Raw genomic sequence first — 23,543 nt, 5'->3', positions numbered from 1 at the left:
TCCTTGTTCGTGTGTAAGCAGATTTTTCAGACTAACCTGCACTCCCGCGATGTTTGCAGTACAGCAATCGTTGCATTTGGCCGTACAGTCACCAACTATTGCAGACAGTTTCGTTTCAGCACTCAAAAGGGGAGGGGAAATGTACAAGGTCTATGGTGATTACCAGTCGGGCAACTGCTACAAGATCAAGCTGATGCTCCACCTGCTGAACCTGCCCTATGAGTGGCACCCCATCAACATCCTCAGTGGCGACACCGAGACCCCCGAGTTTCTTGCCAAGAACCCTAACGGCAAGGTGCCGGTGCTGGAGCTTGAGGACGGCACCTGCCTGTGGGAGTCCAACGCCATTTTGAACTTCCTCGCGGACGGTACGGAGTATTTGCCCACCGAGCCGCGCCTGCGAACCCAGGTGCTGCAATGGCAGTTTTTCGAGCAGTACAGCCATGAGCCTTACCTGGCCGTGGCGCGTTTCATCCAGTTCTACCTGAGGCTGCCTGAAGACCGGCTGGACGAGTACAAGAAGCTGCAAAAAGGCGGGCACAAGGCCTTGCGGGTGATGGAGAAGCAGCTGCAGCTAACGCCTTATCTGGTGGGTGATGAGTATTCGATAGCCGACGTGGCCTTGTATGCCTACACCCATGTCGCCCATGAAGGCGGCTTCGACCTTTCTGGTTACCCGGCGATCCAGGCATGGCTCAAGCGCGTGGCCAGCCATCCACGCCATGTGACCATGCTGGGCTAACTATCTGAAGTAGCGGCGCCTGCCTCGGTGGGCCGCGCAGGGCATGTGGGTTTTCTGTTGGAGCAGGCTTGCCTGCGATGGCGTCGGCGCGGTGCCCGTGAGTTCGCGGCGTTTGCATCGCGGGCAAGCCCGGCTCCTACAGGTTGCGCGGGGCCTGTTGGAGCTGGCTTGCCTGCGATGGCGTCAGCGGGGTGTCAGCGAGTACGCGGCGTTTGTATCGCGGGCAAGCCCGGCTCCTACAGGTTACGCGGGCTCTGTTGGAGCTGGCTTGCCTGCGATGGCGTCGGCGGGGTGCCAGTGAGTGCGCGGCGTGTGCATCGCGGGCAAGCCCGGCTCCTACAGGTTGCGCGGGGCCTGTTGGAGCTGGCTTGCCTGCGATGGCGTCGGCGCGGTGCCCGTGAGTTCGCGGCGTTTGCATCGCGGGCAAGCCCGGCTCCTACAGGTTGCGCGGGCTCTGTTGGAGCTGGCTTGCCTGCGATGGCCTCGGCGGGGTGCCAGTGAGTGCGCGGCGTTTGCATCGCGGGCAAGCCCGGCTTCTACAGGTTGCGCGGGCTCTGTTGGAGCTGGCTTGCCTGCGATGGCGTCGGCGGGGTGACAGTGAGTTCGCGGCGTCTGCATCGCGGGCAAGCCCGGCTCCTACAGCTGGCGCGTGCTCTGTTGGAGCAGGTTGGCCTGCGATGGCGTCAGCGGGGTGCCCGTGAGTTCGCGGCGTTTGCATCGCGGGCAAGCCCGGCTCCTACAGCTGGTGCGGGCTCTGTTGGAGCTGGCTGGCCTGCGATGGCGTCGGTGGGGTGTCAGTGAGTTCGCGGCGTTTGTATCGCGGGCAAGCCCGGCTCCTACAGGCTGCGCGTGCTCTGTTGGAGCTGGCTTGCCTGCGATGGCGTCGGCGCGGTGCCCGTGAGTTCGCGGCGTTTGCATCGCGGGCAAGCCCGGCTCCTACAGCTGGTGCGGGCTCCTACAGCTGGCGCGTGCTCTGTTGGAGCAGGTTGGCCTGCGATGGCGTCGCCTCAGGCTGCTGAGAAGCGCTGATCCAGGTACGCGATGATCGCCTTGGATTCATACATCCAGGTGGTCTTGCCGTCTTCTTCGATGCGCAGGCACGGTACTTTGATCTTGCCGCCACCTTCAAGCAGGGCCTGGCGATGCTGTTCGTCGTTCTTTGCATCACGCAGGGCCACTGGCACGTTCAGGCGGTGCAGGGTGCGGCGGGTTTTCACGCAGAAGGGGCAGGCGTGGAACTGATACAGGCTCAGGCCTTTTGCATGCTGTTCGATCTTGGCTTGTACGGCCGGGTCACGCTTGAGTTTGCGCGGGCGGGTGATCAGGTCGAGAACGACGATCAGTTGGCCGAGGCCAATGCGAAGGGCTTTGACGATCATGACGGCATCTCACAATAAAAAGCCGACCCCGTGAGGTCGGCTTGAAGGTGTACAACCGATCACTTGATCAGGTTGAGGAACTCGCTGCGGGTGGCGGCATTTTCGCGGAACTCACCCAGCATCACCGAGGTGACCATGGATGAGTTCTGCTTTTCTACGCCGCGCATCATCATGCACATGTGCTTGGCTTCAATGACCACGGCCACGCCGAGGGCACCAGTCACTTGCTGGACAGCATCGGCGATCTGGCGGCTGAGGTTTTCCTGGATCTGCAGGCGGCGGGCGTACATGTCGACGATACGCGCGACTTTCGACAGGCCCAGGACCTTGCCAGACGGGATGTAGGCAACATGCGCCTTGCCGATGAACGGCAGCAGGTGGTGCTCGCACAGCGAGTACAGCTCGATGTCCTTGACCAGGACCATTTCGCTGTTGTCGGAGCTGAACAGCGCTCCGTTGGTCACCTCTTCCAGGGTTTGGGAATAACCGCGGCAAAGGTACTGCATGGCCTTCGCGGCACGCTTGGGCGTGTCGAGCAGGCCCTCGCGGGAGACATCCTCGCCCAGTTGGCCGAGGATCGCGGTGTAGTTCTGTTCCAGGGACATGGATCTACCTGTGGGGAATAATCGCAAACGCGAAGGGTACGGCGGCGGCGGCGGCGCTGCAAGCACAGCTTACTCGTCGCGTCCTTCGAGCATGGTACGTTTGAGCATGACATACACCGCGCCAGTGCCGCCGTGACGGGCCTGGCAGGAGGTGAAACCCAGCACCTGCGGATGTTGACGCAGCCAGGTGTTGACGTGGCTCTTGATCATTGGCCGTTTGCCATCCAGGCGTACCGCCTTGCCGTGGGTAACCCGTACACAGCGCACCTCGAAGCGGGTGGCTTCGGCGAGGAAGTCCCAGAGGGTTTCCCGGGCTTTTTCCACGCTCATGCCATGCAGGTCGAGGCTGCCCTCAAAGGCGATCTGCCCAAGCTTGAGCTTGCGCATCTGGCTTTCCTGGACACCGTCACGGCTCCAGTGCAGGTCATCTTCCGGGCCGACATCGATCACGAACTGGTCGGAAAGCCCGTCGACTATTGTCTGGTCGCTGCGCACGGTCGCCGCTTGGCGCAGGCCGGCCAATTGCTTGCGGTCGGCCTTGGGTTTGCCAATCTCGGCGCGATCATGCTTGATCGGCTTGACGCCGCGCACTTCGCTCTTGAACAGGGAAAAATCGTCGTCTTGCATGTAAGCCTCCGCCTGGGCGGCGCAGTTTACGCGACTCCCCGCGTCTCGTTAATTCAATCGTGCTTTTTCATCAAGTGTGGTGCCAGGTTGAGTTCCCGGCCACGCCGCAGCCGTGCCCGGCAACGGCGCCACAGCCATACGCCCAGCCACAGCAGCAACACGCCCGCGCCGACGATGACAGCCGCCGCGGCTCGGTTGTTGGTCAGCTCGCCCAAGGCGGGTGCATGGCCCAACAGGCTGGCGGTGCCGGCCATCGCCAGCAGTACGCCAAGGGTCGCCAGCAGGGCCGAAAAGGCAGCCGCAAAACGCATTGACCAATTACGCGGTTCGCGTGAGCGAAGGCGCTTGGCGTCGAAACCATCGGATAATTTCATTCCGATTTCCTCTATGGATATCGGGCCTTCGACCTGAAAGTACCGATGTGGTTCCGCCAGCTGTCAGGTCAAATCAGGCTAGCGACTTGGGTCACGCAGGCAAAGTTGTCGGCCATGATCGCCATTTCACTTTGCTGGATCTGCGCTGCGGGTATCACGCCGCCCTTGAAGGGCAGGTCGCGGGTGGTGCAGGCGTCTTCGACCAGGGTGCAGCGGTAGCCGTAGTCCTTGGCCCGACGTACGGTGGTGCTGACGCTGGAGTGGCTCATGAAACCGCAGACAATCAGGTCCAGATGACCGAGTTTCTGCAGTTCTTCATGAAGCTTGGTGTTCTTGAACGCGTTAGGCATGCGTTTTTCGATGATGACTTCATCGCCCTGTGGCTCGAGGCCGGGAATGAACTCGCCACGTTCGCCCTGTGGGTCGAACAGGCCGCCAACCGTGCCGAGGTGGCGTACGTGAATCACTGGTCGGCCGGCCTTGCGCGCCGCGTCGAGCAGTTTGCCGATGTTGGCCACGGCTTCGTCCATGCCTGACAGCGCCAGAGGACCACTCAGGTACTCTTTCTGCGCATCGATAATCACCAGGCTGGCGTTACTCAGCTTGGCCGGCGGATAACCGCGACCGCTGAGGTGGAACATCGTCATTGGAACGGACATCAGGGGCTCCTTTGGATAGGGCTTTTCGCCTATTCTCCCCTGCTTGGACGCAGATGTGAATCGCTTAGCGTACAAGCGGCGTGGTTAGTGGCCTGCAGCCATGTTGGCCAATCGCTTAAAACGTCATGGGCAGCCATATTCCTGGCCAGGCTGTTAGAATCGCCGGTCGTTTCTCTAGGAGTCTACCGTGACCACTTCCCGCCTGCGCACCCTGCGCGACCATATTCGTTGGGCTGTCAGCCGTTTTCACGAGAAGGAGCTGTTCTTCGGCCATGGCGCCGACAACGCCTGGGACGAGGCGCGCCTGCTGGTGCTGGGCGCAGTTCACCTGCCATGGGAAGTGGCCGACAGCTACCTTGACTGCCGCCTCGAAGACGAGGAAGTGGCGCACCTTCAGGCACTGCTCAAGCGTCGCATCGAAGACCGCGTTCCGACGGCTTACCTGTTGGGTGAGGCGTGGTTCTGCGGTATGTCGTTCATCGTCGACGAGCGTGTACTGATTCCGCGCTCACCCATTGGCGAGTTGATCGAAAAGCGTTTCGAGCCGTGGTTGGCGGCAGAGCCGCAGCGCATTCTTGACCTGTGCACCGGCTCTGGCTGCATTGGTATCGTCAGTGCCGAAGTGTTCCCGGACGCTGAAGTGGTGCTGGCCGACCTGTCCTTCGAGGCCTTGGAAGTCGCCAATCAGAACATCGAGCGTCATGGCCTGGAAGAGCGGGTTTTTACTGTTCAGGGCGATGGCTTCGAGGGGCTGCCGGGGCAGCGTTTCGACCTGATCCTGTCCAACCCGCCGTATGTCGATGCCGAAGACTTCGCCGACATGCCGCATGAGTACCACCATGAGCCGGAGCTGGGCCTTGCCTGTGGCGACGATGGCCTGGACCTGGTCCGGCGGATGCTGGCTGAAGCGGCGGATCACCTGACCGAGAAGGGCTTGTTGATTGTCGAAGTGGGCAACAGCCAGGTGCACCTGTCGGCCTTGTACCCCGAGGTGGATTTTGCCTGGCTGGACTTCGAGCGCGGTGGTCACGGCGTATTCATGCTGACGGCGCAGCAGTGCCGTGAGCATCAGGCGCTGTTTGCTTCGCGGGTGTAAGCGCTAGCGGCGTCTGTATCGTTGGCAAGCCAAACCCCACAAGTACGGTGGGGCGCTTGCCAGCGATGGCACCTGCAGGTTGTCAGCGTTGGGTTGCAATCCAGATCAGCAGCCCGGCCTGGAACACGGCGAAGGCGACCAGGCAGGTGATGGTGAAGCGCAGGCCGCTGTCCTCGCGCTTGTATTTGTTCACGCGCTCGTCCCGCTCACGCAGTTGCGTTTCTTTTTCCTGCAGGGTCTGTTCGGCCTGCTGGAGCATGCCCGCAGCCTCGATGATCTCGACCTGTTGGACTTTCTCGTTGTTCCAGCCACCCTTGAGCTCACCTACCTGCACTTCCAGGTAGCGGCCTTTCATGTGCTGGACATCGGCGTACTCGACCTCCAGCCCGACGTTTTTCAGCACATGGTCACGGCGTTGGCGGGTGTCTTCGTTCAGCGCGTCCTTGCTCGGGAGTGCCGCACCCTCGATCCGGTAGTGCGACCACTTTTGTTGTGCCCACTGCACCCCTTGAGCCAGCAGAAAACGTCCGACGCCACGGTTCAGTGGCTCCATCTGCAGGCCACTGTCAGGGCCGAAGCTCACGTGGTGCGTCTCATGGTCGACGCGGATGTCCAGGCGATTTTGCTCCTTGCGCACTTTTTGCCCAGGCAGACGAATCTCCATACGCAGCAGGCTGTGCGTCTTGCTGTGCCGTTCGGCATAGCCGTACTGGACGAAACGCAAGGGCCGCGCACCGGTGGCCCGGTCGGTCGGCAGCGGGGCCAGGCGCAGCATGCGAAAGTGCTCCGGCTTCAGGTCTTCCCACGGCAGCGGGGCAGGTTCTGGAGCGGCCGTTTCGGCGCTTGCTTCGGGGGCATCCTGGGGTGGGGCATCGGTCATCACGGCAATCCTCTTGTGCGCAGCAGGCTGGCCGTAATTTGGATGCCAGCACCGGCTTATCGGCAGGGTTGGCCTGGACTGGAGTGCATTTTTCCGGAACTTCTGCTCAAGCTGCCGGCAATCGACGAATAAACTCGACGATTCTCTCGCCCAGTGCACTGGCCAGTGGCAGCGCCGGGTTGAGGTAGCTTTGCTGTTGTTGGTGCACGTCAGCCGGGGCGATCCGCAGCATATGGTTCATGCCCTCGATCAATGCCAGTTCGGCATCGGGTTTGGCGGCCTTCAGGCGCTGGGCATCGTCGACACTGACCTGCACGTCATGGTTGCCTTGCACGATCAGCGCCGGAACTTTCAAGCGGGCAAAGGCGGCTGCCGGGTCTTGCCGGAACAGTGAAATCAAATAGGGTTGAACGCTGGGGCGCAGAATGTCCTGCAAGGGCGGGGGAACATCGCTCGATGTGCGACCGGCCTTGAGCTGGTCGATGATCGCCTGGGCCCGTGCTTGGTAACGATCAGGTACGCGCTCGGCTATCTGGGCATGCAGCACGTCATGCACCGGGCGCCCGCTGCCAGCCACTGCAATTACTGCACTGGCCCCGGCCGGTTCGGCCGCCAGGCTGGCGATCAATGCACCTTCGCTGTGGCCCAGCAGCACCAGTGGGCCGAAGCGTGGGTCGGCGTTGAGCGCACGGCCCCAGGCTACGGCATCGGCCACATAACCCTCGACGCTCAGGTCACGTTCGTCGGGTGTCGCCTCCTGGCTGGCGGCAACGCCGCGTTTGTCATAGCGCACGCTGGCGATATTGTTGCGTGCGAGCAGCAGCGCCAGGCGTTTGAGGTTGTCGGTGTGAGCGCCGTTGGGGTTGTTGCCGTCGCGGTCGGTCGGGCCTGAGCCGGCAATGATCAACACCACGGGCGGCGGTCGCTCGCTGCGGGGCAGCAGCAGGCTGCCGCGCAGGATGCCGGCGCCTGTATCGAGGTCCAGGGGCCGCTGTAGAACGCTGGGGGCCGCCGCTTGGGCGAGGCTGCTGAGGCACAGAAGAAGCAGGGTGAGGGCGCGTAACATTACAGGGCCGCTGCTGGAAAGATGAAAGTTGGACAAACGCCGGGCTAGAAGGTTCGCCAACAGGGATGAACTCGCCGGTTAGCGTGCGTATACTGGCGGCCTTGTTCAAATCAGGCTGATTCGCGGAGCGTCCTGCATGTCCGGCAATACCTATGGCAAGCTGTTCACTGTCACCACCGCTGGCGAAAGCCATGGTCCGGCGTTGGTCGCCATTGTCGACGGCTGCCCGCCGGGCCTCGAGCTTTCGCTGGCCGACCTGCAACACGACCTGGACCGGCGCAAGCCTGGTACCAGCCGCCACACCACGCAACGCCAGGAAGACGACGAAGTCGAAATCCTCTCCGGCGTTTTCGAGGGCCGTACCACCGGCTGCGCAATTGGCCTGCTGATCCGCAACACCGACCAGAAGTCCAAGGACTATTCGGCGATCAAGGACCTGTTCCGCCCGGCGCATGCCGATTACACCTACCACCACAAGTACGGTGTACGTGACTACCGTGGCGGTGGCCGCAGTTCGGCGCGCGAAACCGCGATGAGGGTGGCCGCCGGTGCCATCGCCAAGAAGTACCTGGCCAGCCAGGGCATCACCATTCGTGGCTACATGAGCCAGTTGGGGCCGATTGAAATCCCCTTCAAGACCTGGGAGTCGGTGGAGCAGAACGCGTTCTTCAGCCCAGACCCGGACAAAGTGCCAGAGCTGGAAGCCTACATGGACCAGCTGCGTCGCGACCAGGACTCGGTCGGGGCGAAAATCACCGTTGTCGCCGAAGGCGTCATGCCTGGCCTGGGCGAGCCGATCTTTGATCGCCTGGACGCCGAGCTGGCTCATGCACTGATGAGCATCAACGCAGTCAAGGGTGTGGAGATCGGTGCGGGCTTCGCCAGCGTGGCCCAGCGCGGTACCGAACACCGCGACGAGCTCACCCCGGAAGGTTTCCTCAGCAACAACGCTGGCGGCATTCTGGGCGGGATCTCCTCGGGGCAGCCGATTGTCGCGCACCTGGCGCTCAAGCCAACGTCGAGCATCACCACCCCGGGCCGTTCGATCGATATCGACGGTAACCCGGTCGACGTCATCACCAAAGGGCGCCACGACCCTTGCGTAGGTATCCGTGCCACCCCGATTGCCGAGGCGATGATGGCCATCGTGCTGATGGACCACCTGCTGCGTCACCGTGGGCAGAATGCCGATGTGAAGGTCAGCACGCCGGTGCTGGGCCAGTTGTAATGCCCCGAGTGTTCGATCGCGCCATGGCCGTTTGAGCCGTGGCGCCGATTCCTTACTGGCGACTGTCCAGCTTCTATCTGTTCTATTTCGCCTTGCTCGGTTCGACAGCGCCATTCCTGGCGCTGTACTTCGATCACCTGGGGTTTTCCAGTGCGCGGATCGGCGAGCTGGTGGCCATCCCCATGCTGATGCGCTGCGTGGCGCCGAATCTGTGGGGCTGGCTGGGCGATCGCACCGGCCAGCGCCTGCTGATCGTGCGGCTTGGTGCGTTGTCGACGCTGGCGAGTTTTTCGCTGATCTTCATCGATAAGAGCTACGCCTGGCTGGCGTTGGTGATGGCCCTGCATGCGTTCTTCTGGCACGCGGTGCTGCCGCAGTTCGAGGTCATTACCCTGGCACACCTGCAGGGGCAGACCGCACGCTACAGCCAGGTCCGCTTGTGGGGGTCAATCGGCTTTATCCTGACGGTTGCGGGGCTGGGCCGGTTGTTCGAATGGCTCAGCCTGGATATCTACCCGGTGGCGCTGGCAGTGATCATGGCCGGTATCGTCCTGGCCAGCCTGTGGGTGCCCAATGCACACCCGCCCGGGCAGCATGTGCGCGATGCTGGCGAGGGGTTTATCCAGCAATTGCTTCGCCCCGGCGTGCTGGCTTTTTATGCCTGTGTGGCCCTGATGCAATTGAGCCATGGCCCGTACTACACCTTTCTGACCCTGCACCTTGAGCGATTGGGGTACAGCCGTGGCACCATTGGCCTGCTCTGGTCGTTGGGCGTGGTGGCCGAGGTGCTGATGTTTCTGGCCATGAGCTGGATCATGGCGCGGGTGTCGTTGCGCCGGGTGCTGTTGGCCAGTTTCCTGTTGGCAGCGTTACGCTGGATGCTGCTGGGTGAGTACGCCGAGCACCTGGCCGTGTTGCTGGTCGCGCAATTGATGCATGCGGCCACCTTCGGCAGTTTTCATGCTGCGGCCATCGCCTTCGTGCAGCGCAGCTTCGGGGCGCGCCAGCAAGGGCAGGGGCAGGCGTTGTATGCCGCATTGGCTGGCACCGGTGGCGCATTGGGTGCCTTGTACTCGGGCTACAGCTGGAATGCGCTGGGCCCCACTACAACCTTTAGTATTGCCAGCGTCGCTGCCGTGGCGGCAGCCGTTATCATTGCGACTCGAATGAAAGAGGACAGGGCATGAGCCTTACCCGTGAACAATTGGCCTTGGAAATCATCGAAGCCGGGCGCTTCCTCTATGGCCGTGGCTGGTCGCCGGCCACCAGCAGCAACTATTCCACCCGCCTGGCGGCGGATCAGGCGCTGTTGACGGTCTCCGGCAAGCACAAAGGTCAGTTGGGCGTGGACGATGTCCTGGCCACCGACCTTGCTGGCAACAGCCTGGAGCCGGGCAAGAAACCCTCGGCGGAAACCTTGCTGCATACCCAGTTGTACGCCTGGCGGGCAGACATCGGGGCCGTGCTGCATACCCACTCGGTCAATGCCACGGTGTTGTCACGGGTGACCGCTGGGGACTACCTGGTGTTCGAAGACTATGAACTGCAGAAAGCCTTCAGTGGTATCTCGACCCACGAGTCGACGGTGCAGGTGCCGATTTTCGAGAACGATCAGGACATCGCCCGCCTGGCGGCCAAGGTTCAGCCCTGGCTTGAGGCGCACCCCGACTGCGTCGGCTACCTGATCCGTGGCCATGGCCTGTACACCTGGGGCCCGCGCATGAGTGACGCGTTGCGTCAGGTCGAAGCCTTCGAATTCCTCTTCGAGTGTGAATTGAAAGTGCGATCGGTTACCGGTCGTTGAGTCGCTACAACTAGGAGTTGCCCCTGATGAGCAGCCTGACCGTGTACCACCAGTCCACCCCGGACATCCCGAACAAGGTGCTGACCCACGTTGAGGACATCGCCTCGACCCTGGCAGAGCAGGGCGTGCGTTTCGAGCGTTGGGCCGCCAATGCGCCGATCCAGCCGGGCGCTAGCCAGGAAGAGGTGATTGCGGCCTACCAGGCCCAGATCGACAAGCTGATGACCGAATGCGGCTACATCACCGTCGATGTGGTAAGCCTGAACAGTGATCACCCGCAGAAAGCCGAACTGCGTGCCAAGTTTCTGGATGAACACCGCCATGCGGAAGACGAAGTGCGCTTTTTCGTCGCCGGGCGAGGTCTGTTTACCCTGCACATCGACGAGTATGTCTACGCCGTGCTCTGCGAGAAGAACGACCTGATCTCGGTGCCGGCCGGCACCCCTCACTGGTTTGACATGGGCGAGAACCCGCATTTCGTTGCCATTCGCCTGTTCAACAACCCTGAAGGTTGGGTAGCGCAGTTCACCGGCGACAAAATCGCCGATCAATTCCCGCGTATCGACGACTGACCGGAGCCTGCATGACTATCAAAGCCATCCTCACCGACATTGAAGGCACTACCAGCGCGGTGAGTTTTGTCTTCGACGTGCTGTTTCCGTTCGCGGCCAGGCACCTGCCCGATTTTGTCCGTACCCATGCGGCTGAGCCTGCCGTGGCGGCCCAATTGCAGGCTGTGCGCACAGACAGCAATGAGCCCGCTGCTGACGTTGAGCGGGTAATTGAAATCTTGCTGCAGTGGATTGCTGAAGACCGCAAGGCCACGCCACTCAAGGCGTTGCAAGGCATGGTCTGGGCCGAGGGCTATCAGGCGGGGCTGCTCAAGGGCCATGTCTACCCGGATGCGGTTGAAGCGCTCAAGCGCTGGCATCAGGAAGGCTATGCCCTGTACGTGTATTCCTCGGGCTCCATTCAGGCGCAGAAGCTGATTTTCGGCTGCTCTGAAGCCGGCGACCTGACCCCGCTGTTCAGCGGGTATTTCGACACGACGTCCGGTGGTAAACGCGAGGCGCAATCCTACCGCACCATCGCCCAGGCGATTGATTTGCCGGCAGAGCAGATCCTGTTCCTCTCGGACATCGTCGAAGAACTGGATGCAGCTCAGCAGGCCGGCATGGCGACCTGCGGGCTGGTACGCCAGGGTGGGGAACTGGCGGGCCACAGCAATGTAGTCAGCTTCGCCTTGATCGACGTAAACCAGTTCTGACGCTTTGCATCACAGGCAAGCCTGCTTGTAGGAGCCGGGCTTGCCCGCGATGCAAACGCCGCGAACTCGCGGGCACCCCTGCGTACCAATAGATTTCTTCTGTTGCATCAATGCGTTATTCCGCGTTGACCCCCAGCCCGTGCTGGCCAAGACTTGGGCTTTTCCGGCAGCCAGGAGCCCCCCATGTCCGACCAACTCACTTGCGAACAACTCAACGACGAAGCCATTGCCTTTGCCGAGCAGGTTTTCGATTGCGCTCGTCAAGGTGATGCCGTTGTTCTTGAGCGCTTGTTGCAGCAGGGGTTGCCGGCCAATCTGTGCAACCACAAGGGCGACAGCCTGTTGATGCTTGCCAGCTACCATGGCCATGTCGAGGCGGTGCGTGTGTTGTTGCAGCACGGTGCCGATCCGCACGTCGCCAACAACAATGGCCAACTGCCGCTTGCCGGCGCCGCATTCAAGGGCGACCTGGCCATGGTGCAACTGCTGGTGGAGCAGGGCGCCAGTGTCGAGGCGGCGACGGCTGATGGTCGTACGGCATTGATGATGGCGGCGATGTTCAACCGAACCGCAATCGTGGACTATCTGCTGGCACAGGGGGCCGACCCCAAACGTGCAGATGCCAAGGGCATGAGCGCATTAGGCGCAGCCCAGGCCATGGGCGCGCAGGACGCCGTGACGCAGTTGCAAGCGCTGGCCGGCTAACCCTCGGTGGGTGTTTACCGTTATCCTTGGCGCCTTTTATCGTCGTAAGGGGCCCCTCATGAAAAACCAACTGGTCGAACTCATCGGCAAAATCAGCTCCGGCTGTCTGCGTGAGGATGACATCGAGCGGATCGCTGACGAAGCCGCTCAGGCGTATGCCGATCCAGCCGGGTTTCTGGCCGCCAACCCCGATATCAACTACGACGACACCTTCCCGATTCCCCTGGGTGAATGGGTTGTGGTGGGCAGCCTGCCGGACACCGTGCTGTTCCAGGCTGACAGCTACCAGGATCTGTTTGCCCAGATCGTCGCCTCCTTCGGCCCCGATGTGGCGTTCAACATCAAGCCCAAGCAATTGGCCAAGACGGAAGCCTTGACCGCACTCAACCGCATCCAGATCCAGATGAGCAGCATGAACAAAGAGGCGGGCGGCTATGTGTTGCTCGACTTCAGTGAGCCGCTCGACGATGAGTTGCAGGTCGTGCTGGTTTACGGCAACGACCTGGAGCGGGTGCTTGAGTTGGCTGCCGAAGTCGGGATTGCCGCCGCGCCGTCGCTTGAAGCACTGCGGCTGGCCTTGCACGTTTAAGTCGGTGTGGACACCAGGGTGTTGAGCGCTGGCTATGCTCAGTGACACATCCCGTCACAGGAGCGGCATCATGGGTTCGACATTTAATGGCTTTCTTGGCCTGATCATCCTGGCCCTGGACATCTGGGCAATCATCAATGTGATTAAAAGCAGCGTAGGGACCGGGCCCAAGGTGCTCTGGGTGCTGCTGATCCTGCTGTTGCCGGTGCTGGGCCTGATCATCTGGGCGATTGCCGGCCCCCGGGGCAATGTCCGTCTGTAGGTGCCTGCGCGGCCTGCGGTGCCTCGACGAATATTCGACCTGTCATGATCGACAACGTACACTGCGCCCTTTTCTATGGCGGGCGCGTTTGCGCCCGTTGTCAGCCGCTTTTATTGGAGGTCCCGCAATGAGCGACTACCTGGAGACGTTGTACGAAGGCTACGGCCAGCGCTTTCGCATGGACAAGCTGCTGCACGAGGTTCGTACCGAGCACCAGCACCTGGTGATTTTCGAGAACCCGCGCATGGGGCGCGTGATGGCGCTGGACGGTGTGATCCAAACCACCGAGGCCGATGAGTTCATCTACCACGAGATGCTCACCCACGTCCCGATCCTGGCTCATGGCACGGCGCGGCGCGTACTGATCATTGGCGGCGGTGACGGTGGCATGTTGCGTGAAGTGACCAAGCACCGTGGCGTCGAGCACATCACTATGGTCGAGATCGACGGTACTGTGGTCGACATGTGCAAGGAGTTCCTGCCGGAGCACTCCAAGGGTGCCTACGATGACCCGCGCCTGAACCTGGTCATTGATGACGGCATGCGGTTCGTCGCCACCACCAAAGAGAAGTTCGACGTCATCATCTCCGACTCCACTGACCCGATCGGTCCGGGAGAGGTGCTGTTCTCCGAGAACTTCTACCAGGCCTGCCATCGTTGCCTGAACGACGGCGGTATTCTGGTCACTCAGAACGGCACGCCGTTCATGCAGTTGTCTGAAGTTAAAAACACAGCAAGCCGCATGCGCAGCCTGTTCGCCGATTGGCACTTCTACCAGGCCGCGGTACCGACCTACATCGGCGGTGCAATGACCTTCGCGTGGGGCGCTACCAACACCAGTTACCGCAAACTGCCGCTGGAAACCCTGCGCCAGCGTTTCGCCGGCAGTGGAATCGTTACGCGTTATTACAACCCGGAGATTCACATCGGTGCGTTTGCCTTGCCGCAATACGTGCTGCAGGCTGTAAACAAGCCCAGCAACGATTGATGCTGCACTACGGCGCCTTAGGGCGCCGTAGTCGATTTCATGAAGCGTGGCAAGTTTCTGAACAGAATTTTCACATTCGATTGCCGACAATTCGTGCGCTCAAATGCCTGTTCGACGAATGGCTCCCCAGTGCCCGGTTGTTTAGGGCAGGCTTGTTATTTCGCTCTTCGTTTCTTTCAAATCTGAATCTTTGGGATCTTCCTATTCATGGCTAACACGGACGCCTTGAGTCATCAGCGTGCTGCTTCGCGCGCGCTGCAACCGACCGTCAAATCGCACCTGGCCTATACGCTGCTGAGCGGCCTGGTGATCATGCTGATGCTCAGCCTGGTGAGGCTGGCGCTTCTGGTTTACAACAGCGATCAGATCGGCAACACCCCGGTCTCGACGTTGGCTGAGGCGTTCGCCAACGGCCTGCGTTTCGACCTGCGCCTGGTGGTGTACCTCTGCATTCCGCTGATGCTGGCACTGTTGAGTGTTCGGGCGATGGCCGCACGCGGCCTGTTCCGTTTCTGGCTGACCGTGACCGCCAGTGTGGCCATGTTCCTCGGCCTGATGGAGATGGACTTCTACCGTGAATTCCACCAGCGCCTTAACGGGTTGGTCTTCCAGTACGTCAAGGAAGATCCGAAGACCGTACTGAGCATGCTGTGGTACGGCTTCCCTGTCGTACGTTACCTGTTGGCGTGGGCCTTCGGGACCTGGTTGCTGAGCCTGCTGTTCAAAGGTGTCGACCGCATGACGCGGCCTCGTGGCGTATACGGCAGCAGTGTGGCCGGTGCGCGTAGCGTAGCGCCTTGGTATGTGCGCGGCGGCGTGTTCTTCATGGTGCTGTTGGTGGCCGTGGTTGCCGCTCGCGGTACCTTGCGTCAAGGCCCGCCGATGCGTTGGGGCGATGCTTACACCACCGATTCGAACTTTGCCAACCAGTTGGGCCTGAACGGTACGCTGACCCTGATCACCGCTGCCAAGAGCCGGATGTCCGAAGAGCGTGACAACATCTGGAAGGCCACCCTGCCGCAGGATGAAGCGCAGGAGACCGTGCGCAGCATGCTGCTGACGCCTCACGACAAGCTGGTCGATGCCGATGAAGCGGCTGTGCGCCGTGAGTTCACCCCGCCAGTCGAGAAAACCCTGCCGATCAAGAACGTCGTGGTGATCCTGCTGGAAAGCTTCGCCGGGCATTCGGTGGGTGCGCTGGGTGCCACCACCAACATTACGCCGTACTTCGACAAACTGGCCAAGGAAGGGTTGCTGTTCGACCGTTTCTTCTCCAACGGCACCCATACCCACCAGGGTATGTTCGCCACCATGGGCTGCTTCCCCAACCTGCCAGGTTTCGAATACCTGATGCAGACGCCTGAAGGCAGCCACAAACTGTCGGGTTTGCCAGCGCTGCTCAGTGCACGCAAATACGATGACGTCTATGTCTATAACGGCGACTTCGCCTGGGACAACCAGTCCGGGTTCTTCAGCAACCAGGGCATGACCACTTTCATTGGCCGTAACGATTTCGTCAATCCAGTGTTCTCCGACCCTACCTGGGGCGTGTCTGACCAGGACATGTTCGACCGTGGTGCTGAAGAACTGGCGAAAAACTATGGCAAGAAACCGTTCTATGCCTTGCTGCAAAGCCTGTCCAACCACACGCCGTACGCGTTGCCGAAAAACCTGCCGGTAGAGCCTGTGACGGGCCAGGGTCGTCTCGACGAGCACCTGACCGCCATGCGTTATTCCGACTGGGCATTGGGTCAGTTCTTCGAGAAGGCGCGCAAAGAGCCGTACTTCAAGGAAACCCTGTTCGTTATTGTTGGCGACCATGGTTTCGGCAACAACCAGCAGGTCACTGAACTCGACCTGAGCCGCTTCAACGTACCGCTGCTGCTCATTGCGCCGGGTATCCAGGAGAAGTTCGGTGCGGTCAGCCACACCGTGGGTACCCAGATCGATATCGTGCCGACCATCATGGGTCGCCTCGGTGGCGAAACCCGTCATCAGTGCTGGGGGCGTGACCTGCTTAACCTGCCGGAAGGCGACCAGGGTTTTGGCATGATCAAACCGTCGGGTAGCGAGCAGACCGTTGGCCTGGTAACGGGTGATCGGATTCTGATCGAGTCCAAGGACATGTCGCCACGCATGTACCGCTACCAACTGGGTCGCGAGTTCAAGGCCGAGCGAATCGAAAGCCCGGACCAGGCTGAACTGACGCGCAAGCTGGAGTCGTTCATCCAGACGGCGACCAAGAGCCTGCTGGACAACACCGCCGGTGTGGTTCACGGCGTGCCGGACTGATCACCGGAACTACGTGATGCCTGTTTGACCAAAGCCCCGATTTATCGGGGCTTTTGTTTTTTGATGTGTCGATACGACTTACATCGGTTGGCACGAGCGCTGCGCAAGCGCTAGGATGCACTCAGGGTCTACCTGATTCACGCTTCCCGGCCCTGTCTTGATCACTAGCTCGAAGGCCCGCGCCTCTACTGTGGGCGATAGCGTCACGCACTGAAGGTTAATCCATCGGTATTTGCGGAGGACGATTCATGAGCAGCCAATATGATGACATCAGCATTAATGTCTTGCGCAGCATGAAGGAAGGCGGGTTCGACTTTGCCCGTATCCACCCCATCGAGTTCTATGCCGTTTTCCCCGATGAGGAGCGTGCCCGCAGAGCAGCCGGGAAATTCCGCGGCGAGTCGCTCAATGCACAGGTCTGTGAATGTGCAGATGGCGGCTGGCATCTGGAGTTGAGCAAGGTGATGTATGCCACCCATGGCGGCATCGATGAGTTCGAACAGGGCTTTGAGGCGGTGATCGCACCGCTGGGTGGTGAGGTTCAAGGCTGGGGGGTCAAGCAAGAGCGTTTGCTGGCCTGAGCCAATCAACCGTCAGCCGGGCACTGCCTCGCAATGAGGCGCCGTCGCCCGGTTGACGGTGTATCTCGCACTGCTCTGGTGCGGTGTTTTTCCCTCGCTTCTATAACCACTTGAAATAAAAGCATTTATGCCGATGGCACGGGGCTTGCGATGACGTCTTGGTCCGGATGACAAGGAGTTCGGCATGATCCGCAGCTTTTATGACGAAATGTATGCCGGCAACGGTGAAGTCCGAGCGCACTACAGCGGATTCGCCAGTTGGCTGGCCGAGACCCCACCGGAACTGTTGGCTCAGCGTCGTCGGGAAGCCGACCTGCTGTTTCATCGTGCCGGTATTACGTTCACCCTCTATGGCGATGAGCAAGGCACTGAACGCCTGATCCCGTTCGACACCATTCCCCGTAGTATTCCCGCCGCTGAATGGCGGGTGATCGAGCGGGGCTGCATCCAGAGGGTCAAGGCCCTCAACCTGTTTCTCGCCGACCTCTACCATGATCAGCGCATTCTGCGGGCCGGCATCATTCCGGCCGAGCAGGTGCTCGCCAACGAGCAGTATCAGTTGGCAATGCAGGGGTTGAATCTGCACCGTGATCTCTACGCGCATATCTCCGGGGTCGACCTGGTGCGCGACAGCGACGGCAGCTACTACGTACTCGAGGACAACCTGCGTACCCCCAGCGGTGTGAGCTACATGCTCGAAGACCGCAAAATGATGATGCGCCTGTTCCCGGAGTTGTTCGCCGCTCAACGCATCGCCCCGATCGATCACTACCCGAACCTGTTACTCGACACCCTGAAAAGTTCCAGCCCGCTGGATAACCCCAGTGTTGTGGTGTTGACCCCCGGTCGTTTTAACAGTGCCTTCTTTGAGCATGCTTTTCTCGCCCGTGAAATGGGCGTGGAACTGGTCGAAGGCGCGGACCTGTTTGTACGGGACGAGCGTGTGTACATGCGCACCACGGACGGCCCCAAGGCGGTCGATGTGATTTACCGGCGCCTGGACGATGCCTTCCTCGATCCGCTGGCCTTCAACCCTGACTCAATGCTGGGCGTACCCGGCCTGTTGTCTGCCTACCGTTGCGGCAACGTGGTACTGGCCAACGCAATTGGTACCGGGGTCGCCGACGACAAGTCGATCTACCCCTATGTCACCGACATGATCCGTTTCTATCTGGACGAGGAGCCGATTCTGAAGAACGTGCCGACCTGGCAATGCCGCAAACCGGCTGAGTTATCCCATGTGCTGGCGCATTTGCCAGAGCTGGTGGTCAAGGAAACCCAGGGCTCGGGCGGCTACGGCATGTTGGTCGGGCCTGCCGCCAGCCGTGCCGAACTCGAAGCCTTTGCGGCGCGGATCAAAGCGCGCCCTGCGGCCTACATCGCGCAGCCGACGTTGTCGTTGTCGACCTGTCCGACCTTTGTCGAGAACGGCATTGCCCCACGGCATATCGATTTGCGTCCCTTCGTCTTGTCCGGCCGGGAAACCCGCGTGGTGCCCGGTGGTTTGACCCGGGTGGCGCTGCGTGAGGGCTCGCTGGTGGTCAACTCGTCCCAGGGGGGCGGTACCAAGGACACCTGGGTCGTTGAGGATTGAATCATGTTGAGTAGAACGGCCTCGGATCTGTATTGGATGTCGCGTTATCTGGAGCGGGCGGAGAACCTCGCGCGGATGCTTGATGTCAGTTATTCACTGTCACTGATGCCGCAGGACGGCCGTGGAGGCGGCCTTGATGAGCTGGCGATGCCGTTGCTGATCACGGGCACCCTTGATGACTACCTCGAGCGTCATGGCGAACTGCACGCCGAGCGACTGTTGCAGCATTTCGCCCTGGACCCGGGCAACCCGGCCAGTATCTACAGTTGTCTTGGCTCGGCACGGGCCTGTGCGCATGCGGTTCGTGGGCGAATTACCGCCGACATGTGGGAGAACATCAATGCGGCCTGGCTGGAAATCCGTGGCATTGCCGAACAGGGCGTAGGGCGTTATGGCCTGAGCCGTTTTTGTGAGTGGGTGAAGGAGCGCTCACACCTGTTTCGCGGCGCCACCTACGGCACCATCATGCGCAACGATGCCTTTCGTTTTATCCGGCTGGGCACCTTTATCGAGCGTGCCGACAACACGTTGCGCCTGCTCGACGCCCGTTATGAAGTGCTTGGTGATGAAGCCGATGCGGTCAGTGACAGCTCGGCCCGGGGTTACTACCAGTGGAGCGCCTTGCTCAGGGCCCTGTCGTCTTTCGAGGCTTACACCGAGATCTACCGCGATGCACCTGCGGCGCGGCATGTGGCCGAGTTACTGTTGCTGCGTGCGGATGTGCCGCGTTCGCTAAGGGCCTGCACTGAAGAGATCGATCAGATCCTGGCCAGCCTGCCCGGCGCCAACGGCCGTCCGGCACAGCGCCTGGCTGCCGAGGTGGATGCGCGCCTGCGCTACACCGGTATCGACGAAATCCTCGATGCGGGCCTGCACCCTTGGTTGAGCGACTACATCCCGCTGGTACGCCAGTTGGGCAACGCCATTCACAGCGCTTACCTGGAGGTCGTATGAGACTGACCATTAGTCATGAAACCGCCTATCACTATGAAGACCCGGTACGCACCAGCATCCAGTACCTGCGCCTGACCCCACACGACACCGAGCGGCAGCAGGTGTTCAGTTGGCACCTCGACCTGCCTCGACCGGCACGGGCGCAAGTAGACCCATTCGGCAACATCCTGCACGTGTTGAGCCTGGATGAACCGCATTCCGAATTGATTATCCGTGCTCGGGGGCAGGTGGAGATCGACGAGCAGTTCGAGGTTGAACATGAGGCGGGTTCAGCACTGCCGTTCTTGCGTTTCACGCGGTTGACCGAGGCCGACGAAGCACTGCGCGCATTTGCCGAGCGCCAATGCCGCAAGCGCCGTGATCGCTCCGCGCTGATTGACCTGATGCATGGATTGCACGAGCGCATTGCCTACACTCCCGGGGCGACGGCGGTGGAGACCAGTGCCGCGCAAGCGTTCGCGGGTGGCGCGGGCGTCTGTCAGGACCACGCCCACGCGTTCCTGGCGTGCGCCCGCAGCCTTGGCATTCCGGCACGATATGTGTCTGGTTACTTGTTCGACAGCGACAGCCAGCACCTGGCCAGCCATGCCTGGGCAGAGGCCTGGCTGGACAATGGCTGGTACAGCTTTGATGTCACCAACCAACTGCAGCGCCCCGAACGGCACCTGAAGTTGGCGGTCGGCCTGGATTATCTGGACGCGTGCCCGGTGCGCGGCATGCGTCGGGGTGGTGGCTTTGAGCAGATGCACGCCAAGGTGCTGGTCACCCCGACCCTCGGCGCGCAGCAGCAATAGCCCTAGGGCTGCTTGCGCCCGGCCATGTGCTGGAGGTAGGCGAGCAGGGCGTCAAGCTCGCCGTCGCTGAGCACACTGCTGCTGAAGCCGGGCATTTTCGCCTGTGGCCACTGACGCAGGCTTTGCGGGTCGCGGATGTAGCGGCGCAGGTGGTCGAGGTGGAAGTACTCGGTCGGGTTGTAGGGCAGGTTCAGGTCCGGGCCAAACTGTGCATCGCCGGCGCCGTTGAGCGTGTGGCAGGCCAGGCAGTTTTTCTGGAACACGGTAAAGCCGAGGTTGACCGGGCTATTGTCTGCAAGCCCAGGTGCGGGGCGCATGGCCGGGAAGCGTTCGGCGACGGCGTCCAGGCGGCGAATGCTGGCAACCTGGAAAGGCCACTGTTCAGGGCTGATATGACCTGCCTGCGGGTTCGTCCATACCAGGTAGAAGGGGCCTGCGCTTGGTTTGCCTTTGCCGAGGCCCGGCCAGGGTTTGGCGGGGTCCTCAATGGCCAGCCAGGCCCGTGCTGGCCCCTTGGCGAGCAGTGGCGCCGCTGGCATCTCGGCGGCGAAGCCGTCCAGCGCAACTGCCTGCAGGTGATCCTGTGCCGAAACCCCGGTCAGCAGGGCGCTGAGGGGGATGGCGCGGTAGTGCATGGCTTTCTTGTAGGAAACATCGTCCGCGATGCTGATCGACTGCGCTTGCGGGTGCTTGAGCAAGTCTTCGGTTTGCCAGTTGATCGGCGCATCACCCAGTTCCAGAACCAGTTGAGCGGCCTGTAACGGTAGGCTCAGCACGGCAAACAGCAGGGCAAGGCAGCGTCGCATGGAACAGTCTCCAACCAATGAGACCGGCAGCATACACTACGGCTGATAGGTTCCTGAGGCGTGCGCGTCGCTCAGCCGAACAGCCGCGATAGATTCGGCAGAATCAAGAGTAGGGTAGTGGCAAAGAGGATGAGCCCTGCCTGACGTACTTTCGTGTGCTTGAACATGGCTGACTGCCTTTTTGTTGTTATTCCTGAATGCCGAGTGGCTTCCCTGTCGAAGGTTTTACGTGTGATTTCGGGCCTGCCAGGCGCCGACACAAACCTGCTGAAAGTGGGTATACAACTAACCTTAGGGTCAACGTCACCCATCTTTTAGAACGGTTTGGTATTTCCAGCGTTTAGAATCTTTGCTTTGGCTATCAGGCGTTTTGCCATGCCATGATGATCGCCCTTGCTAGACACGTGCGTGCAGTTCGTCGGTGGATCCAGTCTGCATGACCGTTCGTCAGTGCATTCTACTTGCTTACAGGCCTTAATCGCGGCAGGCTCTAGCACGCATTTCGCCTTTGTCGTTCGGGACTATCTCTATGTCGCTACGCATCTGCATCCTTGAAACCGACGTCCTGCGGCCGGAACTGGTCGAGCAGTTTCAGGGCTACGGCCGGATGTTCGAGCAACTGTTTGCCCGCCAACCCATCGCCGCCGAGTTCAGCTTGTATAACGTAATGAACGGCGAATACCCCAGCGATGAGCAATCGTTCGATGCTTACCTGGTTACCGGTAGCAAGGCCGATTCGTTTGGCAGCGATCCCTGGATTCAAACCCTCAAGACTTTTTTGCTTGAGCGCTATCAGCGTGGCGACAAGTTGCTTGGCGTGTGCTTTGGTCATCAGTTGCTGGCGCTGCTGTTGGGGGGCAAGACCGAGCGTGCGACGCAGGGCTGGGGCGTCGGTATTCACCGTTATCGCCTGAACGCACAGCAGCCGTGGATGACCCCGGCGATCGAAGACCTGACCTTGTTGATCAGCCATCAGGACCAGGTCACCCGGTTGCCGGAAAACGCCACGCTGATCGCGTCCAGCGAGTTCTGCCAGTATGCGGCCTATCACATCGACGATCAGGTGCTGTGTTTCCAGGGGCACCCCGAGTTCGTTCACGATTACTCACGGGCGCTGCTTGATTTGCGTCAGCAGCACCTGGGCGATGAGGTCTATCGGCAAGGGCTGGCCAGCCTGTCCAGCGAGCACCAGGGTGAAACCGTGGCCGAATGGATGATGCGCTTCGTGGCCCATAAGCCCGAAGGCACGACGGCCTGAGGGTGCACCTCAGAGCCAGCCGGAGCGCTTGAAACTGGCAAAGAGTGCGGAGCAGCCTACGGTGATCACCCCCAGTACGGCAAAGTAGCCGTACTGCCAGCCAAGCTCAGGCATGTTCTGGAAGTTCATGCCGTAGATACCGGCCACGGCGGTGGGGAAGGCCAGTATCGCCGCCCAGGCGGCGAACTTGCGCTGGACGATGCTTTGCCGCGATGACTCCAGCAGCATGCCGATCTCGATGGTCTGGCTGGCGATGTCACGAATACCGGCCAGGTCTTCCATCTGTCGGGTCACGTGAATCTGCACATCTCGAAAGTACGGGCGCATGTTCTTGTCGATGAACGGGAACGTCAGGCGTTGCAGTTCCTCGCTGATCTCGACCATCGGCGCCACATAGCGACGCAAGCGCAGAATGTCCCGGCGCAGGCCGTGCAGGCGCTTGATGTCGTCTTCGTTGAGTGCACCACTCAGTACGCTCTGTTCCAGCTCTTCGATTTCGCCGTGAATCGCTTCGCTGACTGGCTGATAGTTTTCGGTGACAAAGTCGAGCAGGGCGTAGAGGACGAAGTCCTCGCCATGCTCCAGCAGCAGCGGGCGCGCTTCGCAGCGTTGGCGTACCAGCGCGTAGGACTTCGAGTGGCCATTGCGGCAGGTGATGATGTACCCCTTGCCGGCGAAGATGTGCGTCTCGATGAACTCCAGCTTGCCCTCGTGGCGCACGGGTGAATACGTCACGATGAACAGCGCGTCGCCGAATGTTTCCAGCTTCGGCCGGCTGTGTTTTTCCAGTGCATCTTCAATGGCCAGTTCGTGCAGGTTGAACTGGCGCTGCAGATTGGCCAGCGCCTGCGCATCAGGCTCTTCCAGGCCGATCCAGACAAAGTGCCCTGGCTTGCTGGCCCAGTGGCTGCCTTCGTCCAGTTCGATTGACGTAACTTTTCTGCCGGCGCTGTACACCGCGGCTGCAACGACTCGTCCCATGACTGCTCGCTT

General features: G+C 60.9%; 26 protein-coding genes. 17 read left to right on the top strand and 9 right to left on the bottom strand.

The genetic code is table 11. The annotated features are described in order from the left end of the window. The first annotated feature begins 139 nt into the window (after nucleotides 1–139). Nucleotides 140–742 carry a glutathione S-transferase family protein gene (locus AB7M23_RS23300; RefSeq protein WP_065759868.1) on the top strand — a complete coding sequence of 201 codons (603 nt, stop codon included), beginning with the start codon at nucleotides 140–142 and terminating at the stop codon, nucleotides 740–742. Nucleotides 743–1,749: 1,007 nt separating this feature from the next. Here the strand turns inward: AB7M23_RS23300 and AB7M23_RS23295 are convergent. The 5 genes from AB7M23_RS23295 to AB7M23_RS23275 form a co-directional block, all read right to left on the bottom strand. Continuing rightward, complete coding sequence (locus tag AB7M23_RS23295; RefSeq protein WP_065759869.1) at nucleotides 1,750–2,121, bottom strand: glutathione S-transferase N-terminal domain-containing protein; 372 nt, start codon at nucleotides 2,119–2,121, stop codon at nucleotides 1,750–1,752. A 59-nt stretch (nucleotides 2,122–2,180) separates the two neighbouring features. Continuing rightward, nucleotides 2,181–2,726 carry a GTP cyclohydrolase I FolE gene (gene folE, locus AB7M23_RS23290; protein ID WP_099775492.1) on the bottom strand — a complete coding sequence of 182 codons (546 nt, stop codon included), beginning with the start codon at nucleotides 2,724–2,726 and terminating at the stop codon, nucleotides 2,181–2,183. A gap of 69 nt (nucleotides 2,727–2,795) precedes the next feature. After that, nucleotides 2,796–3,353 carry a Smr/MutS family protein gene (locus tag AB7M23_RS23285; protein ID WP_065759871.1) on the bottom strand — a complete coding sequence of 186 codons (558 nt, stop codon included), beginning with the start codon at nucleotides 3,351–3,353 and terminating at the stop codon, nucleotides 2,796–2,798. A 53-nt stretch (nucleotides 3,354–3,406) separates the two neighbouring features. Next, the gene (locus tag AB7M23_RS23280) at nucleotides 3,407–3,727 is read right to left on the bottom strand and encodes a hypothetical protein (RefSeq protein WP_454242128.1); all 321 of its coding nucleotides are present in this window, start codon (nucleotides 3,725–3,727) and stop codon (nucleotides 3,407–3,409) included. Nucleotides 3,728–3,795: 68 nt separating this feature from the next. Next, nucleotides 3,796–4,386 carry a cysteine hydrolase family protein gene (locus tag AB7M23_RS23275; protein ID WP_065759873.1) on the bottom strand — a complete coding sequence of 197 codons (591 nt, stop codon included), beginning with the start codon at nucleotides 4,384–4,386 and terminating at the stop codon, nucleotides 3,796–3,798. A 187-nt stretch (nucleotides 4,387–4,573) separates the two neighbouring features. Between AB7M23_RS23275 and prmB the strand changes: the two genes are divergently transcribed. Continuing rightward, nucleotides 4,574–5,482: a 50S ribosomal protein L3 N(5)-glutamine methyltransferase gene (prmB, locus tag AB7M23_RS23270; protein ID WP_454242127.1), complete on the top strand. Its 909-nt coding sequence runs from the start codon at nucleotides 4,574–4,576 to the stop codon at nucleotides 5,480–5,482. Between the two features lie 82 nt (nucleotides 5,483–5,564). Here prmB and AB7M23_RS23265 read toward each other — a convergent pair whose 3' ends face one another. Both AB7M23_RS23265 and AB7M23_RS23260 read right to left on the bottom strand, forming a co-directional pair. Further along, nucleotides 5,565–6,362 carry a hypothetical protein gene (locus tag AB7M23_RS23265; RefSeq protein WP_454242126.1) on the bottom strand — a complete coding sequence of 266 codons (798 nt, stop codon included), beginning with the start codon at nucleotides 6,360–6,362 and terminating at the stop codon, nucleotides 5,565–5,567. A 106-nt stretch (nucleotides 6,363–6,468) separates the two neighbouring features. Further along, nucleotides 6,469–7,428, bottom strand: coding sequence for an alpha/beta hydrolase (locus AB7M23_RS23260; RefSeq protein WP_454242125.1), 960 nt, complete (start codon nucleotides 7,426–7,428; stop codon nucleotides 6,469–6,471). A gap of 136 nt (nucleotides 7,429–7,564) precedes the next feature. Between AB7M23_RS23260 and aroC the strand changes: the two genes are divergently transcribed. The 14 genes from aroC to AB7M23_RS23190 all read left to right on the top strand — a co-directional run bounded on the left by aroC (nucleotide 7,565) and on the right by AB7M23_RS23190 (nucleotide 20,486). Next, nucleotides 7,565–8,656, top strand: a complete 1,092-nt coding sequence (aroC, locus tag AB7M23_RS23255) for a chorismate synthase (RefSeq protein WP_065759877.1) — start codon at nucleotides 7,565–7,567, stop codon at nucleotides 8,654–8,656. A 38-nt stretch (nucleotides 8,657–8,694) separates the two neighbouring features. Then, nucleotides 8,695–9,843: an MFS transporter gene (locus AB7M23_RS23250; RefSeq protein WP_099775487.1), complete on the top strand. Its 1,149-nt coding sequence runs from the start codon at nucleotides 8,695–8,697 to the stop codon at nucleotides 9,841–9,843. Continuing rightward, nucleotides 9,840–10,460, top strand: a complete 621-nt coding sequence (locus AB7M23_RS23245; protein ID WP_102053189.1) for a methylthioribulose 1-phosphate dehydratase — start codon at nucleotides 9,840–9,842, stop codon at nucleotides 10,458–10,460. Before AB7M23_RS23250 ends, AB7M23_RS23245 begins: the two co-directional genes overlap by 4 nt. Before the next feature lie 26 nt (nucleotides 10,461–10,486). Then, nucleotides 10,487–11,032, top strand: coding sequence for a 1,2-dihydroxy-3-keto-5-methylthiopentene dioxygenase (locus AB7M23_RS23240; protein WP_065759880.1), 546 nt, complete (start codon nucleotides 10,487–10,489; stop codon nucleotides 11,030–11,032). An 11-nt stretch (nucleotides 11,033–11,043) separates the two neighbouring features. After that, entirely contained in the window at nucleotides 11,044–11,727 is a 684-nt protein-coding gene (gene mtnC, locus AB7M23_RS23235; RefSeq protein WP_065759881.1) for an acireductone synthase, read from the top strand. A gap of 183 nt (nucleotides 11,728–11,910) precedes the next feature. After that, nucleotides 11,911–12,432, top strand: a complete 522-nt coding sequence (locus AB7M23_RS23230) for an ankyrin repeat domain-containing protein (RefSeq protein ID WP_454242124.1) — start codon at nucleotides 11,911–11,913, stop codon at nucleotides 12,430–12,432. A 58-nt stretch (nucleotides 12,433–12,490) separates the two neighbouring features. Continuing rightward, nucleotides 12,491–13,021 (top strand): hypothetical protein, encoded by a 531-nt coding sequence (locus tag AB7M23_RS23225; RefSeq protein WP_454242123.1) that lies wholly within the window; start codon nucleotides 12,491–12,493, stop codon nucleotides 13,019–13,021. Nucleotides 13,022–13,091: 70 nt separating this feature from the next. Beyond that, entirely contained in the window at nucleotides 13,092–13,283 is a 192-nt protein-coding gene (locus AB7M23_RS23220; protein WP_099775484.1) for a PLDc N-terminal domain-containing protein, read from the top strand. A gap of 127 nt (nucleotides 13,284–13,410) precedes the next feature. Continuing rightward, nucleotides 13,411–14,271 (top strand): polyamine aminopropyltransferase, encoded by an 861-nt coding sequence (gene speE / locus AB7M23_RS23215; RefSeq protein WP_454242122.1) that lies wholly within the window; start codon nucleotides 13,411–13,413, stop codon nucleotides 14,269–14,271. A 207-nt stretch (nucleotides 14,272–14,478) separates the two neighbouring features. Further along, complete coding sequence (locus AB7M23_RS23210) at nucleotides 14,479–16,563, top strand: LTA synthase family protein (protein WP_099775483.1); 2,085 nt, start codon at nucleotides 14,479–14,481, stop codon at nucleotides 16,561–16,563. A gap of 248 nt (nucleotides 16,564–16,811) precedes the next feature. After that, nucleotides 16,812–17,144, top strand: a complete 333-nt coding sequence (locus tag AB7M23_RS23205) for a ribonuclease E inhibitor RraB (protein WP_065759887.1) — start codon at nucleotides 16,812–16,814, stop codon at nucleotides 17,142–17,144. Between the two features lie 184 nt (nucleotides 17,145–17,328). Next, on the top strand, nucleotides 17,329–18,738 hold the full coding sequence (locus AB7M23_RS23200; RefSeq protein ID WP_099775482.1) for a circularly permuted type 2 ATP-grasp protein: 1,410 nt from the start codon (nucleotides 17,329–17,331) through the stop codon (nucleotides 18,736–18,738). Nucleotides 18,739–18,741: 3 nt separating this feature from the next. Beyond that, nucleotides 18,742–19,692, top strand: coding sequence for an alpha-E domain-containing protein (locus AB7M23_RS23195; RefSeq protein ID WP_099775481.1), 951 nt, complete (start codon nucleotides 18,742–18,744; stop codon nucleotides 19,690–19,692). Continuing rightward, nucleotides 19,689–20,486 (top strand): transglutaminase family protein, encoded by a 798-nt coding sequence (locus tag AB7M23_RS23190; protein ID WP_454242121.1) that lies wholly within the window; start codon nucleotides 19,689–19,691, stop codon nucleotides 20,484–20,486. The genes AB7M23_RS23195 and AB7M23_RS23190 overlap by 4 nt, the downstream gene beginning before the upstream one ends. Before the next feature lie 2 nt (nucleotides 20,487–20,488). On the opposite strand, the gene AB7M23_RS23185 is transcribed toward AB7M23_RS23190, so the two are convergent. Beyond that, nucleotides 20,489–21,292 carry a c-type cytochrome gene (locus AB7M23_RS23185; protein WP_454242120.1) on the bottom strand — a complete coding sequence of 268 codons (804 nt, stop codon included), beginning with the start codon at nucleotides 21,290–21,292 and terminating at the stop codon, nucleotides 20,489–20,491. Nucleotides 21,293–21,821: 529 nt separating this feature from the next. On the opposite strand from AB7M23_RS23185, the gene AB7M23_RS23180 reads away from it, so the two are divergent. Then, nucleotides 21,822–22,550, top strand: coding sequence for an amidotransferase (locus tag AB7M23_RS23180; RefSeq protein WP_065759892.1), 729 nt, complete (start codon nucleotides 21,822–21,824; stop codon nucleotides 22,548–22,550). A gap of 9 nt (nucleotides 22,551–22,559) precedes the next feature. Here the strand turns inward: AB7M23_RS23180 and AB7M23_RS23175 are convergent, their stop codons facing one another. Then, nucleotides 22,560–23,531 carry a magnesium and cobalt transport protein CorA gene (locus AB7M23_RS23175; protein WP_065759893.1) on the bottom strand — a complete coding sequence of 324 codons (972 nt, stop codon included), beginning with the start codon at nucleotides 23,529–23,531 and terminating at the stop codon, nucleotides 22,560–22,562. Between the last annotated feature and the right edge of the window lie 12 nt (nucleotides 23,532–23,543).

The sequence above is a fragment of the Pseudomonas sp. HLS-6 TE3448 genome (genome assembly GCF_053629555.1).
This window is presented reverse-complemented; position numbering and strand designations above follow the sequence as displayed.